The organism is Polaromonas sp. (assembly GCF_029945685.1).
Taxonomy (GTDB): Bacteria; Pseudomonadota; Gammaproteobacteria; order Burkholderiales; family Burkholderiaceae_C; genus Polaromonas.
Map to the genome: position 1 here is coordinate 91,101 of NZ_JAQSDA010000022.1, position 22,903 is coordinate 114,003.

Sequence of the window (22,903 nt, forward strand, 5' to 3'; positions counted from 1 at the left end):
GTCTTACGCCGGTGGCTTCAGGAGCCTGATCAGGGCCTGAATCTTCGGCGACATGGCCCCTTTGCGCCAGATCAGGTCGGTTTGCGCGCAGTCGCTGCCCCGCGGCAACGCGTGCACGCTCAGCCGGTCGCGCTCAGGAAAGGTCGCCAGCACACTGCGCGGTACCAGCGAGATACCCATCCCCACCACCACACAGCCCAGCATGGCATGGTAGGAGGTGATCTCGATGGTCTGGACCGGCATGCTGTTTCTTTCGGTGTACCACTGCTCAAGGCGGGCACGGTGCGGACAGCCTTTTTCAAACGCGACGATGGCGCGCGGCGGCATGTTCTTTTTCGAACCGATCCGCGGATGACCGGCCCTGGCCACGATGACCAGCTCCTCCGTGTAGATGGGTTCGCGTTCAAAAGGCCCATCGACGATGCGTCCGGTCACCAGCGCCGCATCCATGTCACCGCCCAGCACCGCCGCGGCCAGTTGTTGCGGGTTGCCTGTTTTGAGCGTCAGACAGACCTCGGGATGCTGCTGCACAAAGTCGCTCAGGGGACCGGGCAAGCGCACGGCAGAGGTGCTCTCCATGGCGCCCAGCACCAGCGCCCCGCGGGGCCGTCCATCACGCACCGCATCGCGCGCCTCGTCCGCCAGCGCCTGCAGGCGCTTCGCATAGTCCAGCAGGATCTGGCCAGCGGGCGAAAGATGCAGCCGCTTGCCCTCGCGGATAAAGAGTGTGGCACCGAGCTTTTCCTCCAGCTGGCGAATCCGCGTGGTGACATTGGACTGCACCCGGTGCAGGCGCTCGGCCGCACGCGTGACGCCTCCGGCTTCCACAACCGCGCGAAAGATCAGCAGATCACTGAGTTCCATCATCTCTCCTGAAGATGAAAATTATCTCAATTATTCATTTTTCAGGATCAATTATCACTGCTATCGTCCACTGCTTCATCCCCTCCCACTTCCATTTTCAAGGAAACACACATGGCCAAGGCTTACTGGATCGTCCGGGTTTCGGTACGCAACCCCGCGGAATATCCCGCCTACCTGACGGCGGCGCGGCCCGCGTTCGAAAAATTCGGCGCCCGCTTTCTGGTGCGCGGAGGGCCTTTTGAATGCATGGAAGGCAGCGCCCGTGAACGCAATGTCGTCGTGGAATTTGCCGACATGGCAACCGCCCAAGCCTGCTACCAAAGCGCCGAGTACCAGCAGGCCAGGGCCATACGCCAACAGCACGCCGACACGGATTTCATCATCGCGGAAGGCGCCTAGCGTCACGGGGCGCGGCTACCGGCCGGGACATCCCCAGCCCGCGTCCCGTTTATGGGAAAATACCGGGATTGCCCGCCGCCCGCATCGCCGGCGCCGGTTTATCCCGCTCTTCCCTACAAATCATGTCGTCCCCCAATCTACACCCCATGCTCAACGTGGCCATCAAGGCTGCGCGCGCCGCCGGCGCCATCATCAACCGTGCTGCGCTTGACGTGGAATCGGTCCGTGTTTCCGCCAAGCAGACCAACGACTTCGTCACCGAAGTCGACCATGCTGCAGAAGCCGCCATCATCGAAACCCTGCTCACCGCGTATCCCGGCCACGGCATCCTGGCAGAGGAGTCGGGCAACGAACACGGTGCGAAAGACTCGGATTTTGTCTGGATCATCGACCCCCTGGACGGCACCACCAACTTCATTCACGGATTTCCCGTCTACTGCGTCAGCATTGCGCTCAGCGTCAAGGGCAAGATCGAGCAGGCGGTGGTTTACGATCCCTCCCGCAACGACATCTTTTGCGCGACCAAGGGCCGCGGCGCCTACATGAACGACCGCCGCATCCGCGTGGCCAAACGCACCCGCCTGCAGGAATGCCTGATTTCCACCGGCTTCCCTTACCGCCCGGGCGACAAACTCAAGCCCTACCTCCACATGCTCGGCGAAGTCATGAGCCAGTGCGCCGGCGTGCGCCGCCCGGGCGCAGCCGCCCTGGACCTGGCCTATGTGGCCGCCGGTTTCAGCGACGGTTTTTTTGAAAGCGGCCTGCAGCCCTGGGACGTGGCGGCCGGCTCGCTGCTGGTCACCGAAGCCGGTGGCCTGATCGGCAACTTCACCGGCGAATCCGACTTCATGGACCACGGAGAATGCGTGGCCGGCAACCCCCGCATTTACGGCCAGCTGGTGACCACGCTTGGCAAGTACAGCAAATTTGCAGGCGCCGGCGACAAGGCCAGCGTACGCCAGGCGGTGCTCGATGCCGCCCTGCCGGCCGAGGCCGCAGCGCCCACCCAGACCCTGTCGGTGCCCCGCGCCCCGCGGGCGGTCAAATCCGGCGACAGCGAGGCGGGCTGAACCGGTCCGGCCACCCCCGCTTCCGGGGCACTTTTACGTCTTGTTTCGTTTCGGTCTGACACACTCCAGGGGCGGCCGCCTACAGCGGCGTAGCGTGTGAAAAACAATGTCAGTTACCATCAAAACATCACTGAACCGCGGGGGTTGGCAGCACCGGCGCAACGCCCCGACACCCTGAAAATCCATGTCTACAACCACGATGCCAGAATCCTCCCTCCAACCCTCAGCGGCGCCTGCAGCCGATGCTGCACTGATGCGTGAAGTGGCCGAACTGGTGGTCACTTCCCTGAATCTGGAAACCGCCGCCGCGGACATCCTGCCCGATGAGCCACTGTATGGCGAGGGCCTGGGGCTCGACTCGATCGACATCCTGGAAATCGCGCTGGTCCTGTCCAAGCGTTATGGCCTGCAGCTGCGCGCGGACCATGAGGACAACACCGCCATCTTCCAGTCGCTGCGCAGCCTGAGCGACCACATCGCGCTGCAAAGAACGAAGTGAAACCCGGCTTGACGGCAAAAGTGCTGCGCGGCGTCCGCTGGGCAGCCATTGCCGCTGTCTGCGCCGCCTACCCGGTGCTGGCGCACCTGGCGTCAGCCGACCCTCACCCCGACCTGCTCGACGCGGCGGTGGCCATTGCGCCACTGATCGCGCTGGCCCTGGTGCTCGCCTGGCGCTCGCCGCAGCGCCCCCGGATGCTGCTGCTGTGCCTGGCCGGGTGCGCCCTGCTTTATGCCATGAGCGGCTGGCTCGTGTTGCATTACAACTGGGTGTTTTTGCTGCAGCATGCCGGCATGCAGGCCCTGCTGGGCCTGGCTTTTGCGCGTACCCTGCGCGCCGGCCAGCAACCCATGGTGTCGCGGTTTGCCGCCATCATCCACGGCAGCCTGTCGCCCGCCCTGGCCCGTTACACCCGGCAGGTCACCTGGGCCTGGACCCTGTATTTCGCCGTCATGACCACTCTGTCGCTGCTGCTGTTCTGGCTCGCACCGGTCAGCGTCTGGTCGGCGTTTGCCAACCTGCTGAACCTGCCACTGCTCGTCGTGATGTTTACTGCCGAATACGCCGCGCGCCTGGTGCTGCTGGCCCCGTCCGACCGGTCCGGTCCCCTGGAGGCGATCCGCGCCTACCGGCAAGCCAGCGCGGGCGGGCTGCCGCCCTCGTCCTGACCGGCCGTCGCGCTTCCGCAAAGTCTTTGCCTGCCCAAGTCCTCGTCCATGACCACCTACGCGCTCATCAGCCACAACCGTGGTGACGACATCCTGGCCTGGCGCTACGGGGAAGTCATCACGGTCCGCCAGTACCTGGGCGATGTGAAACACCTGGCCGCGTCGCTGCCGCCGGGCCAACACATGCTCAACGCCTGCAGCGACCGCTACCATTTCGCGGTGGGCCTGGGCGCCGCCTTGCTGACGCAGAAAATCACCCTGCTGCCGCCTACCCACACGCCGCAGATGATGCGTCAGCTTCTCAGCCTGGCGCCCGACGTGTTCTGCCTGGCGGATGCACCCCACGGCATCGACCTGCCCGGCTTTGCCTACCAGGATGCATTTGCCGGCGGACCGTCGCAGGCGGACCCTGAAGCGCCCTGCGACATCCCCCTGCTCCATGGCGAACAGGTCGTCGCGGACGTGTTCACCTCGGGCTCGACGGGCCAGCCGCTGCCACACCGCAAGACCTGGGGCTCGCTGGTGCGCGGCGCGCGCGGCGAGGCACTGCGGCTGGGCCTGGACGATGCAGCCCCCTGCAACGTCATCGGCACGGTGCCCCCGCAGCACATGTTCGGCTTCGAGTCGACGGTCCTGCTGCCCATGCAAAGCGGCGGGGCATTGCACGCCGGCCAGCCGTTCTACCCGGCAGACATCGTCAGTGCCGTCAAGGCGGTGCCCCGCCCGCGCATGCTGGTCAGCACCCCCGTGCATCTGCGCGTGCTGCTGGCCTCCAACATCGAGCTGCCCGCGCTCGATCAGGTGGTGTCGGCCACGGCGCCCATGGCTCCGCAACTTGCGCAGAGCTGCGAAGCCCGTTTTGATGCTCCGCTGTTCGAGATTTACGGATCCACCGAAACCGGCCAGATCGCATCGCGGCGGACCGCGCAAACCGCCGAGTGGGAGCTGTTTCCGCTGGTGACCCTGACACCGCACGATGACCGCATGTGGGCCTGCGGCGGCCATGTCGAACAGGTGGTGCCGCTCAACGATGTGCTGCAGACCATCGACAACCGCCACTTTCTGCTGCACGGTCGTCTCGAGGACCTGGTCAATATCGCCGGCAAGCGCAACTCGCTGGCCTACCTGAACCATCACCTCAACAGCATCCCCGGCGTGCTCGATGGGGCGTTTTTCATGCCCGACGACAGCGGCCACGAGGCCGTGGTGCGTCTGATCGCGTTTGTTGTGGCCCCGGGCATGACGGCCGCCGCCGTGCAGGCCGCACTGAAGGAACGAATCGACGCCATCTTCCTGCCGCGGCCACTGGTCCTGCTCGACGCCCTGCCACGCAATGCCACCGGCAAACTGCCGCGCGACGTTCTCGCGGGACTGGCTCGCTTCCACCAGGGTGCCACTGCCCAGGAAGGCGCGCCCCGTGCAGAGTGAACCCACGACGGTCTGTTTTGCCGCCGGTCATCCCGCTTTTGCCGGGCATTTCCCGGGTCGGCCGATGGTGCCGGGCGTTCTGCTGCTCGATGCTGCCTTGCACGCCGCTGTGCAGGCCCGCCAAAGCGCGGGGGAAGATCGGGGCCGTGCGGTGCACTGCCAGATTGCCTCGGCCAAATTTCTCAGCCCGGTGCTGCCCGGTGAACCACTGACAATTGTCTGCACACCCACTGCTGCGGGTCACACCCGTTTTGACATTTCCGGCATTGGTCGGCCGGTGGCCACCGGCACCTTTGTCTTCCAAAGCGTCCCGTGAGCCAGGCACCCACCGGTCCGTCCAGCGCGCATCGCCAGGCCACCTGGCGGGACCGCCCGGAGCGCAGCAACATGCTGATGCTGCGCGTGATGACCTGGATTTCGCTGCGCCTGGGCCGCAGCGCGGGCCGCCTGGTGCTGTACGGCATTGCCGCCTACTTTCTGGTGGCCAACGCGTCCGCCCGCCGCGCATCGCGCGACTACCTGTACCGTGCGCTGGCACTGCCGACGGGAGCGCGGGTCGCCTGGCGCCATGTGTTCCGGCATTTTTTCAGTTTCGCCTCCGTGATCCACGACCGGGTCTACCTGATCAACGACCGCTTCAGCCTGTTTGACATCCGCATCCACCAGGAGCACCTCGTGGCCGAACTCACGGCGGACCACAAAGGTGTGTTTCTGATGGGCGCGCATGTCGGCAGTTTCGAGGTGCTGCGCGCGATCGGCCGGCGGCAACCGGGCCTGCGCGTGGCCATGGTGATGTACGAGGAGAACGCGCGCAAGATCAATGCGGCCCTGAGCGCCATCAACCCGGCGGCGCAGCAGGACATCGTGGCACTCGGGCATGCGGATTCGATGCTGCGCGTCCACGAACTGATCGAGGCTGGCAGCGTGGTCGGCATGCTGGCAGACCGCTGCCTGAACCGGGACAGCACGCGGCCCGTGCCCTTTCTCGGCGAGTCCGCCGAGCTTCCGGTGGGGCCGTTTCGCATGGCCGCCATCCTGCGGCGACCGGTGCTGTTCATGGTCGGCCTGTATGGCGGGGGCAATCGCTACGATATCCATTTTGAAACGCTGGCCGATTTCTCCAACATCCCGGCGGGCGGGCGCGAAGCAGCGGTGCAGGCGGCCATGGTGCGTTACGCCGAACTGCTGGAGCAGCATTGCCGCGCGGCACCCTACAACTGGTTCAATTTTTTCAATTTCTGGCAGGCTGGCGAATCGTCACCTGCGCCCAACCCGGTCCGACCCCATGACTGATACACCACGCCCGGCGACCCCATCACGCAAGATCTGGCTGGCCGGAGCGAGCCTGCTGCTGGCCCTCGGCAGCAGCCCCGCCTTCGCCGCCTGGGATGTGACCCAGCTGATGCAGGGCCTGGCGAAAAACAAATCGGGCCGCGCCAGCTTTGTCGAAAGGAAATACATCGCCCTGCTCGAGGCCCCCGTGGAGTCGTCCGGCGAACTGCTCTACACCGCGCCCGACCGGCTGGAAAAACGCACACTCAAGCCGCGGCCGGAGTCTTTGCTGATTGAAGGCGGCAGCCTCACCGTCGAGCGCGGCAAACGCCGCATGGTGCTGCGCCTGCAGGACTACCCGGAACTGGTGGCGTTTACCGAAAGCATACGCGGCACCCTGGCGGGTGACATGGTCGCCCTGCGGCGCGTCTACAACCTCGACCTCGAAGGTTCCGAGGAACGCTGGACGCTGACCCTGCGTCCCATCGAAACAAAAATGCTGGAAGTGGTGCAGCGCATCCGCATCGCTGGCAGCCACGCCGAGGTCCGGACCATTGAAATCGAGCAGACCGACAAGGACCGCTCGGTCATGGTGATCGACAAGCTGGCTGCAAAATGAATCGCTTGCTTCGCCGCCAGTTTCTGCCGGTCTGGCTGTGGCTGGGCTTCTTGCTGGTCTGCGGCGCCATCATCAGCCGTACCCAGATCACCACGGACCTGTCGGCCTTTCTGCCGCGCAACCCGACGTCTGAACAGCAACTCCTGATGGACCAGTTGAAAGACGGCCTGGCCTCCCGCCTGATCCTGGTCGGCATCGAGGGAGAGGACGGGCCAGCCCTCGCCCGCCTGTCCAAAGAGATGGCCCGCAGCCTGCGCGCCGACCCGGCTTTTGTCGCTGTCAACAACGGCGAGCCCGTCAACAAGGACCGCGACCAGACCTACCTGTTCAACAACCGCTACCTGCTCAGCCCGCTCGTCACCCCGGAACGCTTCAGCACCGACGGCCTGCACGCGGCCCTGGCCGAAAGCATAGACCTGCTGGCCTCACCGGCCGGGCTGATGGTCAAGTCGCTGTTGCCGCGCGACCCGACCGGCGAAATGGTGCAACTGCTCGGGCAACTGGACGCTGGCACGCAGCCGCGCCTGGTCGGCGGCACCTGGGCGTCACGCGACGGCGCCCGCGCCCTGATGCTGATGCAGACACGCGCCGCGGGCTCCGACACCGATGCGCAGCAAAGCGCGATGGCCGCCATCCAGCAGGCCTTCGACACGGCACGCCGGGACAGCGCTGCCGCCAGGCTGGTGATGACCGGGCCCGGTGTCTTTTCAGTGACCTCGCGCGACGCCATCAAAACCCAGGTCAGCCGCCTCTCGCTGATCAGCGTGGTGATCATTGCCACGCTGCTGCTGCTGGTGTACCGCTCGGCGACCGCGCTGGCGCTGGGTTTCCTGCCCGTCCTCAGCGGTGTGCTGGCCGGCGTGGCCGCCGTCAGCCTCGGCTTCGGCGCGGTGCACGGCATCACGCTGGGTTTCGGCACCGCGCTGATCGGCGAGGCGGTGGACTATTCCATCTACCTGTTTGTGCAATCCGAGCAGGCCGACGCCGGACCGGACAGCTGGGTCAGGCGCTTCTGGCCGACGATCCGGCTGGGTGTGCTGACCTCGATCTTCGGCTTTGCTTCGCTGCTGCTGTCGGGTTTTCCGGGTCTGGCGCAGCTTGGCCTGTATGCGATTGCCGGGCTGGTGGCCGCCGCGGTCATGACACGTTTTGTCCTGCCTCACCTGCTGCCGGCGAAGTTCCGCATCCACGACGTCTCGGCGATCGGCCGCGTGCTGAGCCAGCTCACGCGGCGCGCCGCAGTGCTGCGCTGGCCGGCGGCCATACTGCTGCTGGCGGCCTGTGCCGTCCTCGCGACCCACCGCGACACGCTGCTCAACGAAAAAATTTCCTCGCTGAGCCCGGTGTCACAAGCCGACATCGCCCTTGACGAAAGCCTGCGCGCCGACATGGGCGCCCCCGATGTGCGTTACGTCGTGGTGATCTCCGGCGCCAGCCGCGAATCGGTGCTGGTGTCTTCCGAGCGGGTGTCCGCGCTGCTGCAGACGCAGGTGGACCAGGGCCAACTTGCGGGTTTCGAAAGCCCCAGCCGCTACCTTCCCAGCACAGCGACACAGCGTGCGCGCCAGGCCAGCCTGCCGTCGGCAGAGGTCTTGCGGCCGCGCCTGGCGCAGGCGGTGCAGGGGCTGCCGGTGCGCGCCCAGGTGTTCACCCCCTTTCTGGCCGACGTCGAGACCAGCCGCAGCCGGTCCCTGCTGCAGGCGGCCGACCTCGAACAGACCTCCCTGGCCATGGCGGTGGATGCGCTGCTGCTCCAGCCATCGCGCGGTGGCTGGACGGCGCTGCTGCCGCTTCGGGCACCGGAAGGCGCGGGCATCCAGGCCGACCGGATTCGGGCGGCGCTGGGCAGCGACTCGCCGGATGTGCTGTTTGTGGACATGAAAGCCGAATCGGACCGCCTGTATTCCGGCTACCTGCGCGAAGCCACGCTGCTGTCGCTGGGCGGGCTGCTCTCCATCGTCGTCCTGCTGCTGCTGGTCTTCCGCTCACCAACGCGTGTCCTGCGCGTCATCGCCCCTCTGGCCGCCTCGGTCATCACGGTCACGGCGGGGCTGGCCCTGGCCGGCCAGCCGCTGATCATTCTGCACCTGGTGGGTTTGCTGCTGGTGGTGGCGGTGGGGTCGAACTACGCGCTGTTTTTCGACCGGGCCGACCCTTTCGCCCCCATTTCGCACCGCACCCTGGCCTCGATGGCGCTGGCCAACCTCACCACCGTCGCGGGGTTTGGCCTGCTGGCATTTTCAAAAATTTCCATCCTGCAGGCCATGGGCGCCACGGTGGCGCCGGGTGTCATACTGGCACTGGTGTATGCGGCGATTTTTGCGAGGCAGCCCCGTGCGCCCCAAGGCTGAATTGCGCTGGCACGCCAGCCCGCTGATGCGCATCTCCTTCGTGGTGCATGGGCTGGCGCTGGTAGCTGTTGTGGTGGCCCCCGCGCTGTGGCCTTGGGCACTGGCCGTCGTCGTCGCCAACCACGCGCTGCTGGCAGGGGTCGGACTGTGGCCACGCAGCCACTGGCTGGGTCCAAACTGGTCGAGCTTGCCCGAGGCCGCGACAGCGAGGAACGAAATCGCCCTGACCATCGACGACGGGCCCGACCCGCAGGTCACGCCGCAGGTGCTCGACCTGCTGGACCGTTACGCCGCCCGGGCCACGTTTTTCTGCATTGGTGACAAGGCCGCGCGTCACCCGGAGCTGTGCCGGGAGATCGTTCGCCGCGGCCACGCGGTGGAGAACCACAGCCAGCACCATCGCCACCACTTTTCCGTCATGGGCCCGCGCGGCATGATGCGCGAGCTGCAGGCCGCGCAGGACACGCTGGTCGCTATCACCGGCCGGCGACCACGCTTTTTCCGCGCGCCGGCCGGTCTGCGCAACCCCTTTCTCGAGCCGGTGCTCGCCCGCATGGATCTGCGCCTGGCCAGCTGGTCGGTACGCGGTTTCGACACCCGGGTCGGCGACGCAGGGCGCGTCACCCACAAACTGCTGCGTGGCCTGAAGGCCGGTGCCATCGTGCTGCTGCACGACGGCAACGCCGCCCGCACGCCAGCTGGCATTCCGGTGATCCTCGAGGTGCTGCCCGCCGTGCTGGCGTCCGCTGCGGCGGCCCGCCTCAAGCCGGTGACCCTGTCCGAGGCCCTGGCATGAGCAGGCCCACCGTCAACCGGCAAGCCCTGCCCTGGTACCGCCAGGCCGCACAGTTGGTGCCCCGTGACGTACTCCTGAAAAGCATAGGCATCCCCGCTTTTATCGCGGTGTTTTTTGCCGCCTATTTTTATGTGCTCAAGCACCCGGCCTATCCCGTCACGGTGATGCCGGTCACCTGGCTGGACCGGTTGATCGGCTTCGAACCCATGGCCCTGTCGCTGTATGTGTCCCTGTGGGTGTATGTGTCGCTGCCGCCGGCCTTCCTCGCGAGCCGGCGCGAACTCTATCTGTACAGCCTGACCATGGCCGGCACCTGCCTGACAGGGCTTGTCATTTTCTATTTCTGGCCAACGACCGTTCCAGTGGCTGACATCGACTGGAGCCTGTACCCGGGGGTGGATTTCCTCAAAAACATGGATGCCGCGGGCAACGCCTGCCCCTCCCTGCATGTCGCCACCGCCGTTTTTTCAGGCTTCTGGCTGCATCACCTGCTGCGCCGTTTTGGCGCGCCGCCATGGGCACGGCTGCTCAATGCGCTGTGGTGCATCGGCATCGTTTACTCCACAGTCGCCACTCGCCAACATGTGGCGGTCGATATGTGGGCCGGGCTCCTGCTGGGAACCGCCACCGCCTGTTTGTCCCTTCGCCACGTGGTGCGCACCCGCGCCGACCACCATCGTCCCTACCTCGCTGCCTGACTGTCCGCCGCCACCCCCAAAGCAACTGCTTGATTTGCTAACATGACTTCACTTTTAGATCGGCTAGTTTTCTTCTGAACCCGCTCTGGCTCTCCCATTTCACCGCGACCAGCAGCATCGGTCGCGGCCTTCAGCAAACCCTCAGCGCCTTGCGCGAGGAGCGCGGCGGCCTCGTGCCCTGTGCGTTTGACACGGTCGATCTGCCCACCTTTGTCGGCGAGGTGACGGGAGTGGATGCCGTGGCGCTTCCTGCACCGCTGGCAGCGTTCGACTGTCGCAACAACCGCCTCGCGCTGCTGGGTCTGACGCAGGACGGTTTTACCGAGGCCGTGGCCGCCGCCAGCCAGAAATACGGTGCGCACCGCATCGGCATCTTCATCGGCACCAGCACCTCCGGCATCTTGCAGACCGAGCTGGCCTACCGCCGGCTCGACCCGTCCACCGGCGCCTTTCCTCCCGATTTCGCCTACCGGACCACCCACAACACTTTCTCGGTGGCCGACTTCACGCGCCACCACCTGGCCCTGGCCGGTCCGGCGGTGGTGGTCTCGTCCGCCTGTTCGTCCAGCGCCAAGGTGTTTGCCTCGGCGCGCCGCATGATGGCGGCCGGCCTGATTGATGCCGCGGTGGTTGGCGGCGTCGATTCGCTGTGCCTGACGACACTGTATGGTTTCAATTCCCTGGGCCTGACTTCCTCCCAGGCCTGCCGGCCATTTGATGTTGAACGCGATGGGATTTCCATCGGCGAGGCGGCCGCTTTCGCGCTACTCGAGCCCTTGCCGGAACATCTGAGCGACGACGCGGTTCTGCTGCTGGGCTTCGGTGAATCCAGCGACGCCCACCACATGTCCTCGCCCCACCCCGAGGGTCTGGGTGCGCGCATGGCCATGCAGGACGCCCTGGCGATGGCCGGTCTTGATGCAGCGGACATCGACTACATCAACCTGCATGGCACGGCCACGCCGAGCAACGACGCGGCCGAAACCAGGGCGGTGGCGGCGTTGTTTGGTCCGGCCACGCCCTGCAGTTCCACCAAGGGTGCCACCGGCCATGCCCTCGGCGCGGCGGGCGGGCTGGAGGCGGTGATCTGCGCCCTGGCCCTGCAGCATGGCCTGATGCCGGCCGGCCTGAACACGCAGGCGCTGGACCCGGCCCTGCCCCTGAACTACCTGCTGCACAACGTGGAGCAGCCCGTACGGCGCGTCCTGAGCAATTCCTTCGGTTTCGGCGGCACCAATTGCAGCCTGATTTTTGGCCGTGCCGGGTAAGACGACAATGACACACCCCGTATCAGTTGCGCCGTCCCTCACGGTTTATGTCGAAGGCATCGGCCTGCTGGGCCCGGGCCTGTCGGGCTGGACGCCAGGGCGCGAACACCTGGCCGGCAGCGCTCCTTACGAGGCGGTACGCTGCGTGCTGCCGCTGCCCATGGCACTGCCTCCGGCCGAACGCCGGCGCGCGGGCGCCGTGGTCAAGGTCTCGCTGGCCGTGGGCCAGGAAGCCGTGGCGGCCTCGGGCCTGTCCGCGGCCGAGCTGCCCTCGGTCTTTTCATCGTCGAGCGGTGATGCCATCAATTGCCATGAAATCTGCAGTGCGCTGGCCTCGGCTGACCGGCTGATCTCTCCCACGCGTTTCCACAATTCGGTGCACAACGCCTCTTCCGGCTACTGGAGCATTTCCAGCGGCTCCATGGCGACATCCTCCGTGCTGTGTGCCTACGATGGCAGTTTTGCAGCCGGCCTGCTCGAAGCGGTGACCCAGGCGGCGGTCGATCAGACGGCCGTCCTGCTGGTCGCCTACGACACCGACTACCCCGAACCACTGCACGGCGTGCGGCCGCTGCCGGACTCCTTCGGCGTGGCGCTGGTGCTGGCTCCGCAACGCAGCGAGCGCAGCCTGGCCCGGTGGACCCTGGCACCGGCCTGCCTCACAGGCGCCGGCGCCACCGCCATGGCCGACAGCGCGCTGGAGCAACTGCGCGCCAGCATTCCCGCGGCCCGTTGCCTGCCGTTGCTGCGCAGTGTGGCCACGCAGGAAGCCGGCAGCGTCGTGATTGATTACCTCGATGATCTGCAATTGTCCGTGCAGGTGGGACCATGCTGAGCACTGCGCATCTTCCCGCCACGCTGCGACACGCGGACATCGCGCGCCGCATCCCTCACCAGGGCGCCATGTGCCTGTTGGACAGCGTCACCGCCTGGGACCCCCAGCACATCATCTGCCAGGCCAGCAGCCACCGCGCGCCAGACCATCCACTGCGGGCCCACGACCGGCTCGGTGCAGCCTGCGGCGTGGAGTACGCCGCGCAGGCCATGGCCGTGCACGGTACGCTGGTGGCCGAAGCCCTGGCCGGCACGAACAGCGCCAACACGCCGCCGCGCGCCGGCTACCTGGCCAGCATGCGCAGCGTCACGCTATTCGTCGAACGGCTGGACACGGTTGCAGGCGAACTGAGCATCCGCGCCGACCGGCTGACGGGCGACGACAACACCGTGCTGTACAGCTTTACCGTGCAGGCCGGCAACCAGCCCCTGCTCAGCGGCCGCGCCGTGGTGGTGCTCGATGCATCGGCGCTGGCGCTGCCCTCCTCCACCCCACCGACCGCTGCAGCGGCGACACCCCCATGAACCCACCCCTCAAACGCGCTCTGGTCACCGGCGGCAGCGGCGGCCTGGGCTCCGCCATCAGCCGGCGCCTGGCGGCTGACGGCTTTTCGGTCATCGTCCACGCCAACCGCCACCTGGCCACAGCGCAGGCTGTCGCCGCCCACATCGTGGCCCAGGGCGGCCAGGCCCAGGCCGTCGCTTTTGATGTGACCGATGCTGCAGCCACCGCCCAGGCCCTGGAAGCCCTGCTCGACGGCGGCCCCATCCAGGTGCTGGTCAACAACGCCGGCATCCACGACGATGCGGTGTTCCCCGGCATGCAACTGGCGCAGTGGCAGCGCGTGCTGGACGTTTCGCTCAATGGGTTTTTCCACGTGACCCAGCCGCTGACCATGCCCATGATCCGTACCCGCTGGGGCCGCATCATCACCATCACCTCGGTCGCGGCCGTGGCCGGCAACCGTGGGCAGGTCAACTACTCGGCCGCCAAGGGCGCCCTGCACGCGGCCACCAAGTCGCTGGCGCTGGAAGTGGCGAGCCGTGGCATCACGGTCAACGCCGTGGCCCCCGGCATCATCGACACCGCCATGACCCAGGGCGCCTTCGGCAAGGACGTCATCGACCGCATGGTGCCCATGAAACGCGCCGGCAAGGCCGAGGAAGTCGCCGACCTCGTCGGCTTTCTGGCCTCGGAACGGGCGGCCTACATCAGCGGCCAGGTTATTTCCATCAATGGCGGCATGATCTGACCCCGAAACCAGCCCTTGTCTGATTGACGCCCGGCCGAAAGGGTCTGAAGCTGGCTGATGCAGCGTCAAAGGCCATTGCCCGCGGGGTGAGCGCACAAGCGCGCTGACCGAGTTGCCCCCGGGACACGCTGGCCGCGCTGCCCTTCCTCGCAGGCATCCGCCTGTTCCTCCCTGTGCCTTGCCAGCACGCACCCTTGACGGCCCCTCCAGCCGCGCGCCCAGCTGACGTTCCAGCCTGAAAGGTGACCACCCCATGAAAAATTCCGAACCTGTTGCTGCGGCACATGCACCGCATGGGCCACTCACCGATTACTACCGGACCGAGCAGGACAGGCAAGCCTATTTACGCCGGATTTTTGACAACACCGCTGCCGACTACGACCGCATCGAGGCCATGCTGGCCTGGGGTACCGGTTCTCGCTATCGGCGACAGGCCCTCATTCGCGGCGGCCTGAAAACGGGCATGCGGGTGCTGGATGTAGGGGTGGGCACCGGCCTGGTTGCGGCCCAGGCCTGCCTTCTGGCCGGCGACCCGGCACTGGTCACCGGCATTGATCCCAGCCCCGGCATGCTGGCGGCCAGCAAGCTGCCCGGGACCATGGTGCTGGTGGAAGGCCGGGCCGAATCATTGCCTTTTCCCGACAATCACTTTGATTTCCTGTGCATGGGGTATGCCCTTCGCCACATCAGCGACCTGGGGGTGGCGTTTGCAGAATTTCAACGGGTACTGAAACCCGGTGGCCGACTGTGCATCCTCGAAATCACCCAGGCCAAAAGCGGGCTGGGACAGTGGGTTCTCAAGACCTATATGCGGGGGGTGATACCGCTGCTGACACGGTTTGTATCCCGGCAGAAGGAGACCGCCACGATCTGGCGTTACTACTGGGACAGCATAGAAGCCTGCGTCCCGCCGGAACAAGTCATGGCCACGCTGAGCGCAGCCGGGCTGGTGCAGGTCAAACAACACCTGGAAGTGGGCGTGTTTTCCGAGTACCAGGCGATCAAGCCCGGGACCGCCGGTTTACCGCCTGCCGCCGAGAAGCGGGCGCCCTGAGCGGGGTCCCTCAAGAGTGCCCGGACCAGCGCCGCGCCAGCAGCACCGGCAGGCGCAGCAGAAAGCCGAGAAACAGGCGCGAATGCATCCAGCTCAGCAGCAGGTTGTCGCGCAGGTAGTTGAAGTGCGAGACACCGCCTTCGTCGGGGCGAAAATATTTGACGGTGGCCGGCAGGTTGACGGGCTTGACGCCCAGCCAGCACATGCGCACCACAGCCTCCGGGTCAAAGTCGAAGCGCCGCATCCAGCGCTGGCCGTGCATGACGCGCCGCAGCGGCGCGATCGGGTAGACCCGAAAGCCGAACAACGAGTCGCCGATGCCGGCCCACAGGGTTTCCAGGTTGGCCCAGCCGTTAGAGACCTTGCGGCCATTGACGCGCAGACGCGGCGCGTCGGCGGCAAACACCGGCATACCCAGCACCATGACCTCGGGCTGCGCACTCGAGGCGGCCATGAATTGCGGAATCAGATGGGCCGGGTGCTGACCGTCGGAATCCATGGTCAGCACATGGCTGAACCCCTGGGACGCCGCCAGGTCCAGCCCGTGCAGCACCGCCGCCCCCTTGCCAACGTTGTGCGGCAACACGACCACCCGCAATCCCTCGTCCTGCGCCGCCATGGCCTGCAGCCCTGCCACGCTGTCATCGGTGCTGCCGTCCACCACGACCCAGACCGGCGTCCACTGCGCGCGGGCCGCGCGTACGGTTTCATAGACCTTCGGCCCGGGGTTGTAGCTCGGTATCAGGACCAGATGCGTGCGGAACACGCCGGGAGCGGAAACAGTCATCGTGAGAGAACCTGGACAGGAAACGCCAGGCCACGATGTTCAGGCCGGCGGTGAAACGGGAAAGCCGGGCAACTGCGCGTGCGCCAGCTCGGACTGGAAATACTGCTCGAGCTCACTGACGAAACGCGCCGTGTGCTGCGGCGGATCAAAACGCTTGCCGAGACGAACCCGGTAAGTGATGGGCATTTTAGGGGCTCGCAGCAGCGGCCAGCCCTTGCCCAGAAAACCGGAACTGGTTTCAATAAACACCGTCTGCACCTGCACACCCGCACTTTTGGCTATCAGCCCGGTCGTGCCCTGCAAGCGGCCCACGGGAAAGCGCGTGGTGCGGGTGCCTTCGGGAAACAGCAGCAGATGGCTGCCTTGGTGCAGATCGTCCACCGCCAGCTGCACCATGGTACGCAGCGGCGTGTTGCGGATGTAGCCGGCCAGCCGCGCACCCGCACCATAAAAAACACTGTTGACGAGTTCGGCCTTCATGATGCAGCCCGCACCCGACAGGCGCGACAGAATCATCACCGCATCGAGCAGCGACGGGTGGTTGGGCGCGATAACCATGGGCGGCGCATCCCGCAGCGCGTCCAGCTCCGACAGGTCGAAGCGGGCGGCCCCGATCAGCACCAGAAACCGCAGGTAGCGCCGCGTTGCCACGGTCACCAGCCTGCGGCCCAGCCGTTTGCTCATCACCCGCGGCAGCAGTGCCCGCATGGGAAAGGCCAGCAGCGTGACCAGCAGGCTGATCAAGCCCAGCACCAGGTAGCCCAGATGCAGCCTGGCGGTTTCATGCAGGGCGCGGCGGGCCGACGGCAGCACCAGCGGCTCGGTCAGGAGGGCATTCGACTCGTGGTCCATGGTGTCTGCGCCTGCCGGTCTCAGCGCGCCGCGGACGCGGCGTCCTCGACCACGCGGATATTGGCCTTGCGCATGCGCATGGCCTGCAGGGTGCGCTTGTAGTTCAGGGCCGAGGAGATATAAAAAATTGCCTTGAGCACCGCCAGGGAACCCCAGATCGGCGTCTTGCCGAAAATGTCGCCCGCCAGCATGGACAGCAAGGCCTCCTTCACGCGCCACACATTGCGCGGCCCCATGAACATGTCACGCATGGCCGGGTTCGTCACGCGGTAGATGAACCACGAAAACTCCTTTGGCCCCTTGCGCACCTGGCGGTCAAAATGCGCCAGCGCGGCTTCGGCTTTCCCCGGTTCGCGCAGGCAGGTGTCGACCGTGTCGGCACCGACAAAACCGCCCTGCATGGCCAGCATGACACCCGACGAAAACACCGGGTCGATGAAGGTGAACGCGTCACCAATCATCACGTAATTGGGGCCATAGGTGCGCTCGCAGGCGTAGGAAAAGTTGCCGGTCGCCTCGACCTCGGACGACAGCGTCGCATGGGCCAGCCGTTCGCCGAGTGCCGGACACATCGCAATCGTGTCGAGAAAAAAGTCCTTTACGGGCTTGTTGCGGCTCTTGAGGTAATAAGGCCAGACAACCGCACCGATGCTGGTGGCGCCGTCGGCCAGCGGAATGAACCAGAACCAGCCGTGGTCGAACCAGAAAATCGTGATGTTGCCCTCGGCCTGGCCCGGGTGCCGCGTGGCGCCGGTGAAATGTGCATACAGGGCCGAGCTGTTGTGTTTGGGGTTGCGGCGCTTGATGTCGAACTGTTTGCCCAGCAGGGTGTCGCGGCCCGAGGCGTCCACCACAAACCGGGCACGCCAGTCGTGCAGGCGGCCGTCCTCATGCTGCGCGTGTACGGTGGCGCCCTTGCCGTCGGCCGCAAAAGCCACCTCGCGCACCCTGCAACCCTCCAGCACCTCGGCGCCCCGCCGGGCCGCATTGCGTATCAGGATCTCGTCAAGCTCGGAGCGCCGCACCTGGTAGGAAAACGGCATGGACTTGTCCCAGGCGTCGCCGAACATGAAGGTCTGGCTCTTGTTGTCGTGCCAGGGCGACACAAACTCGGCGCCCCATTTCTCGATGCCGATGGCCCGGACAGCATCCGCCACCCCGAGTTTTTCAAACAATGGAAGATTTGCAGGTAGCAGGGACTCGCCAATGTGGAAGCGCGGATGATGCTCTTTCTCCAGAACCACCACCTTGTAGCCCCGCTGGGCCAGCAACGCCCCCGCCGTGGAACCCGCCGGACCACCGCCGATGACCAGCACATCACATTCGCCCTGGACGACGGGGTCAGCGGTGGCCGGTGAATTCAGCTCGGTCATGGATCTTCCTTGTTGGACGTTGGCGCGCTTGTCTGAAACCTGCCAGGGCAAATAGGGGGAGGGTAGGCGCGCAAGGCGAGCCCAGACCCTTTGAGTCTACGTCGGGCTGTCGCCCGCTTTTGTAGTGAAATGTCTGATCTTTCAGGCTTTACAACTCGGCGCGCGGGCTCGCCTTGTTTCGTCTGGGGCAGCCATGGGGCAGTTTCCGCGAGGCCGCGGCAGCGGACAGGCCGGCAAGTGCTATTATTTTCCTGGTCCCCCGTTGCCAGCCGCTGCAGCCACCCTGAGTTCACCCGTGTATTCAGCCTTTTACTGCCCTTGCCTGAAACCCCCGTGAACCTTCCCCCACCCACCCTTGACATCCCCGATCCGGCCACCGCCGGCACCGGAAAACACACGCCCATGATGGTCCAGTACCTGGGCCTGAAGGCGGACTACCCCGACACGCTGCTGCTCTACCGCATGGGCGACTTTTACGAATTGTTTTATGCCGACGCCGAAAAAGCCGCGCGCCTGCTGGACATCACGCTGACGCGGCGCGGCCAGTCGGCCGGCGAGCCGGTGGTCATGGCCGGCGTGCCCTTCCACTCGCTGGAGGGCTACCTCGCCAAACTGATCAAGCTGGGCGAGTCGGTGGCGATTTGCGAGCAGGTCGGCGACGTTTCCACCGCCAAGGGCCCGGTCGAGCGCAAGGTGGTGCGGGTGGTCACGCCCGGCACCCTGACCGACACCGAGCTGCTCAGCGACAAGACCGAATCCATCCTGCTGGCGGTGCACCAGGGCGGGCGAAACACCTGCGGCCTGGCCTGGCTCAGCGTGACCCAGGGCGAAATCCACCTGGCGCACTGCGCCAGCGACGAGCTCGAGGCCTGGATCGCCCGCATCGCCCCCAGTGAACTGCTCTACAACGTCGATGTCACGCCCGCCTTCGAGCAGCGCCTGAAGGTACACCGCTGCGCCGTCAGCGCCCGCCCGGCCTGGCAATTCGACAGCGCGCTGGGCGCACGCCGCCTGCTGGCGCAGCTGCAGGTGGCCTCGCTCGCCTCCTGGAATGCCGAGGCCCTGCCCGAGGCCCACGCGGCGGCGTCTGCGCTGCTCGGTTATGCCGAACACACACAGGGCCGCGCGCTTTCCCATGTGCACAGCCTGCAGGTGGTGCGTTCGGGCGAACTGATCGAGCTGCCCCAGACCACGCAGCGCAACCTGGAACTGACCCAGACCCTGCGCGGCGAGGACGCGCCCACCCTGTTTTCACTGCTCGACAGCTGCACCACCGGCATGGGCAGCCGCGCCCTTAAAAGCTGGCTGCTGAACCCCCGGCGCGAGCGCAGCCAGGCGGCAGCGCGGCTCGAAGCCATCACCGCCCTGCGCACCGGCCTGCAGCAGACACTGCGCGCCCGGCTCAAGGGCAGCAGCGACGTTGAACGCATCACGGCCCGCATCGCGCTGCGCCAGGTGCGCCCGCGCGAGCTCATTGCCCTGCGCGACACGCTACAAAAAACGGAGCTGCTGGCGCCCAACCAGCAAGGGCTTCCGGCACTTTTGACCACTATTTTTACAGACCTGCAGGCGCCACCCGCCTGCGCCGCCCTGCTGCAGCGCTACCTGCTCGACGAGCCCGCTGCGCTGATCCGCGACGGTGGCGTGATCAACCACGGCTGCGACGCCGACCTCGACGAGCTGCGCGCGATCCAGACCAACTGCGACGACTTCCTGCTCGACCTCGAAGGCCGCGAAAAGGCCCGCACCGGCATCGCCAACCTGCGTGTGCAGTTCAACAAGGTGCACGGCTTTTACATCGAGGTCACCCAGGGCCAGCTCGACAAGGTACCCAGCGACTACCGGCGCCGCCAGACCCTGAAAAACGCCGAGCGTTACATCACGCCCGAGCTCAAGACCTTCGAGGACAAGGCCCTGTCGGCGCAGGAACGAGCGCTGGCCCGAGAAAAATGGCTGTACGAACAACTGCTCGATGAGCTGCAGGCTTTTGTGCCGGTGCTGAGCCGCCTGGCGCGCGCGCTGGCCAGCCTGGACGCCCTGTGCGCGCTGGCCGAACGCTCCCTCACACTGAACTGGACCGCCCCGGTGTTTGTGAAGGAGCCCTGCATAGACATCAACCAGGGCCGGCACCCGGTGGTCGAGGCGCGGCTGGCGGAAACCAGCGGCGGCGCCTTCATCGCCAACGACTGCAGCCTGAGCGGCAAAAGCCGCATGCAGATCATCACCGGCCCCAACATGGGCGGTAAATCGACCTACATGCGCCAGGTGGCCCTCATCGTGTTGCTGGCCAGTGTGGGCTCGTATGTGCCGGCCAGCGGCTGCCGCCTGGGCCCGATCGATGCCATCCACACCCGCATCGGCGCGGCCGACGACGTGGCCAACGCGCAGTCGACCTTCATGCTGGAAATGACCGAGGCCGCACAGATCCTGCACGCCGCCACACCGCACTCGCTGGTGCTGATGGACGAGATCGGGCGGGGAACATCGACCTTCGACGGCCTGGCGCTGGCCGGAGGCATTGCCGCCCACCTGCACAACAAGACCCAGGCCTTCGCCCTGTTCGCAACCCATTATTTCGAGCTGACCGAGTTCCCTGCGCGCCACCATGCCGCGGTCAACGTGCATGTCAGCGCGGTCGAGTCCGGTGCCGACATCGTCTTCCTGCACCACATCGAACCCGGCCCGGCCAGCAAGAGTTACGGTATTGCGGTGGCCAAACTGGCCGGCGTGCCGGCTGCGGTGGTCAACCACGCGCGCCATGCGCTGGATGCGCTGGAAACCCAGCAGACCGCCAGCCGCGCCCAGGTCGACCTGTTCGCCGCACCGCCCGAGCAGCCCGCCGCCGAGCCCAGCGCGGTGGAAAAAGCCCTGCACGGCATCGACCCCGATGCGCTGAGCCCGCGCGAAGCGCTGGACGCCCTCTATCAACTTAAAAAAATCGCTGCCGCCTGAGCAGCCCCACCCCCTCACGATTGCCCCCCATGACCTACTGCGTCGCCATCAAACTCAACGCCGGCCTGGTGTTTCTCTCCGACTCCCGCACCAACGCCGGGCTGGACCAGATCAGCACCTTCCGCAAGATGATCATTTATGAAAAGCCGGGCGACCGTTTCATGGTGCTGCTGTCGGCCGGCAACCTGTCGATCTCACAGTCGGTGCGCGAGATCCTGCAGATCGAGCAGCTCAAGGACCCGGAAGGCGGCCCGCCCATCACCATCTGGAACGCCAAAAGCATGTTCGACGCGGCGCGCGTGCTGGGCGCGGCGATCCGCCGCGTGCACGAGCGCGATGCCGACGACCTCAAACACGCGGGCGTCGAGTTCAATGTCTCGCTGATCTTCGGCGGCCAGATTCGCGGCGAGGCGATGCGCCTGTTCCAGGTCTACTCAGCCGGCAACTTCATCGAAGCCACGCCCGAGACGCCCTACTTCCAGGTCGGCGAATCGAAATACGGCAAGCCGGTGCTGGACCGCGTGATCACCCCCGAAACACCGCTGGACGAAGCCGCCAAATGCGCGCTGGTCTCGATGGACTCCACCCTCAAGTCCAACCTGTCCGTCGGCCTGCCGCTGGACATGGTGGTCTACGAGGTCAACTCGCTGCAAAGCGACAAGGTGGTCTGCATCGACCATGAGAACCCCTACTTCCGCATGCTGCACAACAACTGGGGCAAAAAGCTGCGCGAAGTTTTTGACAGCATCGAAGACCCGATGTGGACCGGCGGCGAAACGCAGGTGCCGCTGCTGACACCGCTGACACGCAACCAGCCCCTGAAAAAAATCACCTCGCCTGAAGAAAAACTGATCTAGTGCCCGCCTCCACCAAACCCCTCATCGTTTTTTCCCACGGCAACAGCTTTCCCGCAAGCACCTACGGCGTGTTGTTCCAGGGCCTGCGCGCGCGCGGCTTCCAGGTCAAAGCGATTGAAAAATTCGGTCACGACCCGCGTTACCCGGTCACCAGCAACTGGCCGCACCTGGTGCAGCAGCTCGCTGACTTCACCAGCGAACAGGTCGAAAAAACCGGCCAGGCGGCCTTCCTGGTGGGCCATTCACTGGGGGGTTTTCTGAGCCTGATGTGCGCCGCCCGCAACCCCGTGCTCGGCGGCCTGCCGGTGCGTGGTGTGCTGCTGATCGACTCGCCCATCCTGGGCGGCTGGCGTGCCGCCGCGCTGAGCGTGGCCAAACGTGCGCAGCTGGTCGGCTCGATCTCGCCCGGCGCCATCAGCCGCAAACGCCGGCACCAGTGGCTGGGCCAGACCGAGGTGCTGGCGCATTTCCGCAGCAAGAAATCCTTTGCACGCTGGGACGAACAGGTTCTGCTGGACTACATCGAACACGGCACGCACGACGCCGGCGGCCAGCGCCTGCTGAGTTTCGACCGCGACGTGGAAACCGCCATCTACAACACCCTGCCCCACAACCTCGAGGGCCTGCTCAAGCGCCATCCGCTCAAGTGCCCGGTGGCCTTTATCGGCGGGCGCCAGTCGGCCGAGATGAAACAGGTGGGCATGGCCATGACCGAAAAGGTCACCAAAGGCCGCATCATGATGCTTGACGGCAGCCACCTGTTCCCGATGGAAAAACCCGTGGCCACGGCGGCAGCCATTGAAGCGGCCCTGCGCAACCTGATGGGCTAATCAGCCCCGAATGAAATTTTTCATTGCGGGCCTGACCCGCAATCCATGCGTGTTGAGTTGCGGCGTTGGCGGGATGTTTTCAGGCATCACGCTGCGCCTGCAGTCCGTTCTCGACAGTAGTTTCAACTCCCCACTCCCAACCCCCCGCCCTTCCCTCGCCCCGCTGGGCGAGAGAAGGG

General features: G+C 65.8%; 23 protein-coding genes. 19 read left to right on the forward strand and 4 right to left on the reverse strand.

The window, feature by feature from the left end:
* Window positions 1-3 precede the first annotated feature (3 nt).
* Window positions 4-864: a LysR substrate-binding domain-containing protein gene (locus PSV26_RS15155; RefSeq protein WP_300571897.1), complete on the reverse strand. Its 861-nt coding sequence runs from the start codon at window positions 862-864 to the stop codon at window positions 4-6.
* A gap of 111 nt (window positions 865-975) precedes the next feature.
* On the opposite strand from PSV26_RS15155, the gene PSV26_RS15160 reads away from it, so the two are divergent.
* From PSV26_RS15160 to PSV26_RS15235, 16 genes are all read left to right on the forward strand, one after another.
* Window positions 976-1,263 (forward strand): DUF1330 domain-containing protein, encoded by a 288-nt coding sequence (locus PSV26_RS15160; protein WP_300571898.1) that lies wholly within the window; start codon window positions 976-978, stop codon window positions 1,261-1,263.
* A 122-nt stretch (window positions 1,264-1,385) separates the two neighbouring features.
* Entirely contained in the window at window positions 1,386-2,333 is a 948-nt protein-coding gene (locus PSV26_RS15165; RefSeq protein ID WP_300516029.1) for an inositol monophosphatase family protein, read from the forward strand.
* Window positions 2,334-2,517: 184 nt separating this feature from the next.
* Entirely contained in the window at window positions 2,518-2,832 is a 315-nt protein-coding gene (locus tag PSV26_RS15170; protein ID WP_300516032.1) for a phosphopantetheine-binding protein, read from the forward strand.
* Window positions 2,833-2,840: 8 nt separating this feature from the next.
* Entirely contained in the window at window positions 2,841-3,500 is a 660-nt protein-coding gene (locus PSV26_RS15175) for a hypothetical protein (RefSeq protein WP_300571900.1), read from the forward strand.
* 48 nt (window positions 3,501-3,548) lie between these two features.
* Complete coding sequence (locus PSV26_RS15180; protein ID WP_300516038.1) at window positions 3,549-4,928, forward strand: AMP-binding protein; 1,380 nt, start codon at window positions 3,549-3,551, stop codon at window positions 4,926-4,928.
* A complete protein-coding gene (locus PSV26_RS15185; protein WP_300571902.1) occupies window positions 4,918-5,244 on the forward strand; it encodes a hotdog domain-containing protein in 327 nt (108 codons plus the stop codon). Before PSV26_RS15180 ends, PSV26_RS15185 begins: the two co-directional genes overlap by 11 nt.
* A 71-nt stretch (window positions 5,245-5,315) precedes the next feature.
* Window positions 5,316-6,221 carry an acyl-CoA synthetase gene (locus PSV26_RS15190; RefSeq protein ID WP_300516303.1) on the forward strand — a complete coding sequence of 302 codons (906 nt, stop codon included), beginning with the start codon at window positions 5,316-5,318 and terminating at the stop codon, window positions 6,219-6,221.
* Window positions 6,214-6,819, forward strand: coding sequence for a LolA-related protein (locus PSV26_RS15195; RefSeq protein WP_300516042.1), 606 nt, complete (start codon window positions 6,214-6,216; stop codon window positions 6,817-6,819). The genes PSV26_RS15190 and PSV26_RS15195 overlap by 8 nt, the downstream gene beginning before the upstream one ends.
* Complete coding sequence (locus PSV26_RS15200) at window positions 6,816-9,170, forward strand: MMPL family transporter (RefSeq protein ID WP_300571904.1); 2,355 nt, start codon at window positions 6,816-6,818, stop codon at window positions 9,168-9,170. Before PSV26_RS15195 ends, PSV26_RS15200 begins: the two co-directional genes overlap by 4 nt.
* A gap of 25 nt (window positions 9,171-9,195) precedes the next feature.
* Window positions 9,196-9,966 carry a polysaccharide deacetylase family protein gene (locus PSV26_RS15205; protein WP_300571919.1) on the forward strand — a complete coding sequence of 257 codons (771 nt, stop codon included), beginning with the start codon at window positions 9,196-9,198 and terminating at the stop codon, window positions 9,964-9,966.
* Window positions 9,963-10,664, forward strand: a complete 702-nt coding sequence (locus tag PSV26_RS15210) for a phosphatase PAP2 family protein (RefSeq protein ID WP_300571906.1) — start codon at window positions 9,963-9,965, stop codon at window positions 10,662-10,664. The genes PSV26_RS15205 and PSV26_RS15210 overlap by 4 nt, the downstream gene beginning before the upstream one ends.
* Window positions 10,665-10,738: 74 nt before the next feature.
* The gene (locus PSV26_RS15215; protein ID WP_300571920.1) at window positions 10,739-11,932 is read left to right on the forward strand and encodes a beta-ketoacyl-[acyl-carrier-protein] synthase family protein; all 1,194 of its coding nucleotides are present in this window, start codon (window positions 10,739-10,741) and stop codon (window positions 11,930-11,932) included.
* 7 nt (window positions 11,933-11,939) lie between these two features.
* Window positions 11,940-12,767 (forward strand): beta-ketoacyl synthase chain length factor, encoded by an 828-nt coding sequence (locus PSV26_RS15220; RefSeq protein WP_300516050.1) that lies wholly within the window; start codon window positions 11,940-11,942, stop codon window positions 12,765-12,767.
* On the forward strand, window positions 12,761-13,291 hold the full coding sequence (locus tag PSV26_RS15225) for a hotdog family protein (protein WP_300516052.1): 531 nt from the start codon (window positions 12,761-12,763) through the stop codon (window positions 13,289-13,291). Before PSV26_RS15220 ends, PSV26_RS15225 begins: the two co-directional genes overlap by 7 nt.
* Complete coding sequence (gene fabG / locus PSV26_RS15230) at window positions 13,288-14,019, forward strand: 3-oxoacyl-ACP reductase FabG (RefSeq protein WP_300516054.1); 732 nt, start codon at window positions 13,288-13,290, stop codon at window positions 14,017-14,019. The genes PSV26_RS15225 and fabG overlap by 4 nt, the downstream gene beginning before the upstream one ends.
* A gap of 253 nt (window positions 14,020-14,272) precedes the next feature.
* Window positions 14,273-15,073, forward strand: coding sequence for a class I SAM-dependent methyltransferase (locus PSV26_RS15235; RefSeq protein WP_300516057.1), 801 nt, complete (start codon window positions 14,273-14,275; stop codon window positions 15,071-15,073).
* Window positions 15,074-15,083: 10 nt separating this feature from the next.
* Here the strand turns inward: PSV26_RS15235 and PSV26_RS15240 are convergent, their stop codons facing one another.
* From PSV26_RS15240 to PSV26_RS15250, 3 genes are read right to left on the reverse strand one after another with little or no spacing between them, the layout of a single operon-like run.
* Window positions 15,084-15,860, reverse strand: coding sequence for a glycosyltransferase family 2 protein (locus PSV26_RS15240; RefSeq protein ID WP_300516059.1), 777 nt, complete (start codon window positions 15,858-15,860; stop codon window positions 15,084-15,086).
* 39 nt (window positions 15,861-15,899) lie between these two features.
* Window positions 15,900-16,712 carry a 1-acyl-sn-glycerol-3-phosphate acyltransferase gene (locus tag PSV26_RS15245; protein ID WP_300571908.1) on the reverse strand — a complete coding sequence of 271 codons (813 nt, stop codon included), beginning with the start codon at window positions 16,710-16,712 and terminating at the stop codon, window positions 15,900-15,902.
* A 20-nt stretch (window positions 16,713-16,732) separates the two neighbouring features.
* Complete coding sequence (locus PSV26_RS15250) at window positions 16,733-18,085, reverse strand: NAD(P)/FAD-dependent oxidoreductase (RefSeq protein WP_300571910.1); 1,353 nt, start codon at window positions 18,083-18,085, stop codon at window positions 16,733-16,735.
* 402 nt (window positions 18,086-18,487) lie between these two features.
* Between PSV26_RS15250 and mutS the strand changes: the two genes are divergently transcribed.
* From mutS to PSV26_RS15265, 3 genes are read left to right on the forward strand one after another with little or no spacing between them, the layout of a single operon-like run.
* The gene (gene mutS / locus PSV26_RS15255; protein WP_300571922.1) at window positions 18,488-21,037 is read left to right on the forward strand and encodes a DNA mismatch repair protein MutS; all 2,550 of its coding nucleotides are present in this window, start codon (window positions 18,488-18,490) and stop codon (window positions 21,035-21,037) included.
* A gap of 29 nt (window positions 21,038-21,066) precedes the next feature.
* Window positions 21,067-21,894 (forward strand): proteasome-type protease, encoded by an 828-nt coding sequence (locus tag PSV26_RS15260; RefSeq protein WP_300571912.1) that lies wholly within the window; start codon window positions 21,067-21,069, stop codon window positions 21,892-21,894.
* Entirely contained in the window at window positions 21,894-22,724 is an 831-nt protein-coding gene (locus tag PSV26_RS15265; RefSeq protein ID WP_300516071.1) for an alpha/beta hydrolase, read from the forward strand. Before PSV26_RS15260 ends, PSV26_RS15265 begins: the two co-directional genes overlap by 1 nt.
* Window positions 22,725-22,903 lie beyond the last annotated feature (179 nt).

Coding starts and splice junctions, on each gene's coding strand:
- PSV26_RS15260 (WP_300571912.1), top strand. CDS start 21,067: ATGACCTACTGCGTCGCCATCAAACTCAACGCCGGCCTGGTGTTTCTC.
- PSV26_RS15160 (WP_300571898.1), top strand. CDS start 976: ATGGCCAAGGCTTACTGGATCGTCCGGGTTTCGGTACGCAACCCCGCG.
- PSV26_RS15155 (WP_300571897.1), bottom strand. CDS start 864: ATGGAACTCAGTGATCTGCTGATCTTTCGCGCGGTTGTGGAAGCCGGA.
- PSV26_RS15165 (WP_300516029.1), top strand. CDS start 1,386: ATGTCGTCCCCCAATCTACACCCCATGCTCAACGTGGCCATCAAGGCT.
- PSV26_RS15225 (WP_300516052.1), top strand. CDS start 12,761: ATGCTGAGCACTGCGCATCTTCCCGCCACGCTGCGACACGCGGACATC.
- PSV26_RS15210 (WP_300571906.1), top strand. CDS start 9,963: ATGAGCAGGCCCACCGTCAACCGGCAAGCCCTGCCCTGGTACCGCCAG.
- PSV26_RS15200 (WP_300571904.1), top strand. CDS start 6,816: ATGAATCGCTTGCTTCGCCGCCAGTTTCTGCCGGTCTGGCTGTGGCTG.
- PSV26_RS15170 (WP_300516032.1), top strand. CDS start 2,518: ATGTCTACAACCACGATGCCAGAATCCTCCCTCCAACCCTCAGCGGCG.
- PSV26_RS15250 (WP_300571910.1), bottom strand. CDS start 18,085: ATGACCGAGCTGAATTCACCGGCCACCGCTGACCCCGTCGTCCAGGGC.
- PSV26_RS15245 (WP_300571908.1), bottom strand. CDS start 16,712: ATGGACCACGAGTCGAATGCCCTCCTGACCGAGCCGCTGGTGCTGCCG.
- PSV26_RS15180 (WP_300516038.1), top strand. CDS start 3,549: ATGACCACCTACGCGCTCATCAGCCACAACCGTGGTGACGACATCCTG.
- PSV26_RS15195 (WP_300516042.1), top strand. CDS start 6,214: ATGACTGATACACCACGCCCGGCGACCCCATCACGCAAGATCTGGCTG.
- PSV26_RS15220 (WP_300516050.1), top strand. CDS start 11,940: ATGACACACCCCGTATCAGTTGCGCCGTCCCTCACGGTTTATGTCGAA.
- PSV26_RS15235 (WP_300516057.1), top strand. CDS start 14,273: ATGAAAAATTCCGAACCTGTTGCTGCGGCACATGCACCGCATGGGCCA.
- PSV26_RS15240 (WP_300516059.1), bottom strand. CDS start 15,860: ATGACTGTTTCCGCTCCCGGCGTGTTCCGCACGCATCTGGTCCTGATA.
- fabG (WP_300516054.1), top strand. CDS start 13,288: ATGAACCCACCCCTCAAACGCGCTCTGGTCACCGGCGGCAGCGGCGGC.
- PSV26_RS15205 (WP_300571919.1), top strand. CDS start 9,196: ATGCGCATCTCCTTCGTGGTGCATGGGCTGGCGCTGGTAGCTGTTGTG.
- PSV26_RS15190 (WP_300516303.1), top strand. CDS start 5,316: ATGCTGATGCTGCGCGTGATGACCTGGATTTCGCTGCGCCTGGGCCGC.
- mutS (WP_300571922.1), top strand. CDS start 18,488: ATGATGGTCCAGTACCTGGGCCTGAAGGCGGACTACCCCGACACGCTG.